The sequence below is a fragment of the Amycolatopsis speibonae genome (genome assembly GCF_042647925.1).
Classification (GTDB): Bacteria; Actinomycetota; Actinomycetes; order Mycobacteriales; family Pseudonocardiaceae; genus Amycolatopsis; species Amycolatopsis speibonae.
The window spans coordinates 1-4327 of record NZ_JBHRWK010000171.1; the positions used below are offsets into that span (position 1 = coordinate 1).

The window sequence follows — 4327 nt, forward strand, 5'->3', positions numbered from 1 at the left end:
GAAACCCCCGGCAACTCCGGCGGCAGCACCCCCTGCATCTCCAACCTCAGCAACCCCGACGGCCCCGGGGCTTCATCCCCGACACCAGAACGCCACCCCGAAACCCCCGGCAACTCCGGCGGCAGCACCCCCAACTCCGGCCCCATGGCTTCCGGGGGTGTCCGCTGCGGCGTCGGTGAAGCACCGACACCACTTCCGCCAGACGGGCCAGGAACAGCCGAGCCTGAGGGGGCGTTGTGGTACGCCTGCTCCCACACCTCGATCCACCGCCGCAACGGTTCCGAGTACCTCTGCCCACCGCGCACCAACCAGATGTTGACCGGCAACCGATGCCTGTTCGCCTGCAGGAGCTCCAACAGATCGTCGTACTGCCGCAACCCCCCCTCGTACCACTCCTCCTCGTACCACTCCCCCTCGTACCACTGCACCTCACCAGGACGGAACGCCTTGACCCAATCCGGCACCAGCTCAGGATCCAGCTCCGAACTGGGCTCAACCCTTGCGTTCCTCTGCGTAAGCCCATTCGCCTTATTCGCATTGATCTGTCCGCCGGAAAGAACAGCCACCAAAGACAGGGGTACTCGCATACCGGTCACCCTCACAGCCCCGTCTTGCAAACGCTTTACCCAATCCTGCAACTCCGTCGGCGTCGCCGGACCCGCCAACCCCGAACGACGGTTATCCCTCAGATACGCCTTCAGCGAGCCGTCTCGGCCAGGACCCGCACCCCAGGGCACCTCACCCTTCCGAACCGCCTCCAGAAAAGCCTCACTCGCCCCAGCACTCGTCACACCCTGACCTTCCGTCCCCGGATCGGAAGACACCGGATCAGTGTCACCGGGGGCGAGGTGCCGCGGCCGGGCAAGACCAAGGCCAAGGCCACCATCGGGAGCGGGGACGGTATAGGTCTCCCCTTCGATCAGGCCATCGGGATACCACTCATTCGGGGTGACCCGCCGCGCCCAGCCACCACCACCCTCAAACAAAACCAGCTCCGGCACACCGTCCCCGGTCCAATCCAGTTTGGCGACCCGCGCCCCCGGGCCAGGCCCCCGCACCCCCAACCACAACAAACCGACCGGATACTCCACAGCAACACCAAACCGCACCCACAAATCAAGAGCCAACCTCCACAGAACACCATCACCGGTCTCACACCCGAACAACCGGATCGCCTCACCTTCACGCCACCCCGAACGCTGCAACGCCCGCTCGATCGCATCCAGATGACGAGCCTCCTCATCCAGCAACACCACCCCATGCACACCGTCTTCCTTCGGCAACAACCAAGCCGCACCCCCCAACAACGAACCCACTTCACCGATGATCACCCCCACCGGCGCCGGCTGTATCCGCGCCTCCTCCCGCCACAGCCGCTCCGACATCTCCACCCGAAACTCCTGCGAAAACCCCTCCATCTCCACCTGCGACAACCCCTGCAACCCCACCTGCTCCGGCTGCACCGACCCGACCAGCCACCCACCACCACCCCCAGCACCAGACACAACCGGCACACCGGCCGTGGAAAAACCTGGCGCACCGGCCCCCACCCCGGACCCCGCCATCTCCAACCCCGACGACAGCGACCCCGGCTGCAGCATCTGCGGCCCCGCGACTTCCAGCGAAGCGCCGACACCACTTCCGCCTGACGGGCCCGCAAGAACCGAGTCCGAAGGCGCATCGCCGACAGGAAGATCCTCAACCCTCTGGGGAAAGCCGCTGTTCCACTTGTCTACCGTCCTGGAGCCCGCGATGCCTCCGACGAGCGGCACAAGGTCCTTCAATTCCGGGGCTTTTTCGGTCTTTCGAAGCTCCGCCTCCTGGTACGCCCGCAACCACACCTCGGCCCACAACCGCAACGGTTCCGAGTACCTCGTCCCAGTGCGCTCCAACGAGATGTTGACCGGCAACTGGTCCTTCTTCGCCTGCAATAACAACAACAGATTGTCGTACTTCTTCCGCTCCCCCTCGTGCAACACCTCCTCGTCAGGACGGAACGCCTTGAGCCAATCCGGCATCAGCTTGAGAACCCGCTCCGGACGGGCCTCAATCTTTGCGTGCGTGCGCGTAAGATCCTGCGCCTGCTGCTCGTTGATCTGTCCGCCGGAAAGATCAGCCACCAAAGGCGCGGGTACTCGCATACCGGTCACCGTCACAGCCGCGGCTTGCAAATCCCGTACCCAGTACTGCAACTCCGTCGGCGTCGCCGGACCCACCAACCCCGGACGACGGTTCTTCTTCAGATACACATCCAGCGAGCCGTCTTCGCCAGGACCCGCACCCCAGGGCAGACCCGCCGGAACCCCCGCCCGAAGAGCGTCACTCGATCCGGCACCCGTCACACCCTGACCCTCCGCCCCCGCACCGGAAGACACCAGATCAGCACCACCGGGGACGAGGTGCGGCGGCCGGTCAAGACCAAGACCACCATCAGAAGCCGCCAGCGGCACAGGAACGGCATAACCCCCTTCGAACCGGCCACCGGAATACTGCAGCTCCGAGCTGACCTGCCACCCCCCGCCACCACCCCCAGCACCAGGCACAACCGGCGACGGCATACCGTCCTCGGCAAAACCCGACGCACCGACCCCAGAACCAGACCCCGGCACCCCCAACCCCGACGGCAGTGGCGTCGGGGTTGGGGAAGCACCGACGCCACTTCCGCCAGACCGGCCCGCAACAGCCGAGCCCGAAGGGGCATCGCCGACAGAAAGATCCGCAACACTCTCGGAAAGGCCGAGTTTCCAGCGGCGTACCATCCTGGAGTTCACGATGTATCCGGCGAGCCGTGCAAGGCTTTCCGACGTCAGGTTTGCTTCTTCTCCGAGCTCTCGAAGCTTCTCCTTCCGGTACGCCCGCAACCACACCTCGGCCCACCACTGCAACGGTTTCGAATACCCCTTCCCAATGCGCACCAACGAGATGTTGACCGGCAACCGATGCCTGTTCGCCTGCAGCAACGACAACAGATCAGGGAATTGACCCTCCTCCACACCAGGACGGAACTCCATGACCCAATCCGGCAACGGCGAACGCTCCAGCTTCGGACGGGGCTTAAGCTTTGCGTGATCGGTCGTAAGCCCCTTCGCCTGATTCTCATTGATCTGTCCGTCGGAAAGAGCAACCACCAAAGACAGGGGTACTCGCATACCGGTCACCCTCACAGCCCCGTCTTGCAAATCCCGTACCCAGTACTGCAACTCCGTCTGCGTCGCCCGACCCGGCAAGCCCGAACGACGGTTATCCCTCAGATACGCCTTCAGCGAGCCGTCTCGGCCAGGACCGACACCCCAAGGCACCGCACCCGCCCGAAGCGCCTCCAGAAAAGCCTCACTCGCCCCAGCACCCGTCACACCCCGACCCTCCGCCCCCGCACCGGAAGCCACCGGATCAGCACCACCGGAAGACTGCGGCCGGTCAAGACCAAGGCCACCATCGGGAGCGGGGACGGTATAAGTCCCTTCGCGCAGGCCACCGGAACGCTGCTGCGCCGAGCTGACCTGCCACCCCCGGTCATCACCTTCAGCACCAGGCACAACACGCGACGGCATACCGTCCTCGGTCAAACCCAGCGAACCGGCCCCGACCCCAGAACCAGGCCCCCCCAGCCGCGACATTTCGGCACCAGGAAGCCGCCGTCCTGCATCCTCCGCCATCTCCAACTCCGACCCCATGGCTTCCTGCCACGAGCGCTTCCGCGTCGTTGAAGCGCCGACACCACTTTCGTCAGATGAGCCAGGAAGAGCCGGACCCGAGGAGGATTCGTGGACAGAATGCTCCGCAACGCTCTGGGAAGAGCCGAGTTTCCAGCTGCATACCGTCTTGGAGGACACGATTCTTCCGGAGCGCTTCGCAAGGCTTGCCGACGACACGGATTTTCCGGTCGTCGCGTCAAACTTCGCCTTCCAGTACTCCCGAATCCACACCTCGGCCCACCACCGCAACGGATCCGAGTACCCCTTCCCAGTGCGCTCCAACGAGATGTTGACCGGCAACTGGTCCTTCTTCGCCTGCAGGAGCGACAACAGATCGTCGTACTTCTCCAGCTTCCCCCCGTGCTCCCCCTCGTACCACTGCTCCTCGCCAGGACGGAACGCCTTGACCCAACCCGGCACCAGCGCAGGATCCAGCTTCGGAAGGGGATTAAGCCTTGTGTGCTTCTGCGTAAGCCCATTCGCCTGAATCTCATCGATCTGTCCGCCGGAAAGACCAGCCATCAAAGGCGCGGGTACTCGCATACCGGTCACCGTCACAGCCGCGGCTTGCAAATCCCGTACCCAGTCCTGCAACTCCGTCTGTGTCGCCGAACTCGGGCTCGCCTCGTCCG

At 64.4% G+C, this 4327-nt stretch carries 1 pseudogene; it reads right to left on the bottom strand.

The window, feature by feature from the left end:
- A pseudogene (locus ACFOSH_RS45080) lies at window positions 1-4238 on the bottom strand (hypothetical protein); the annotation flags it as partial.
- Window positions 4239-4327 lie beyond the last annotated feature (89 nt).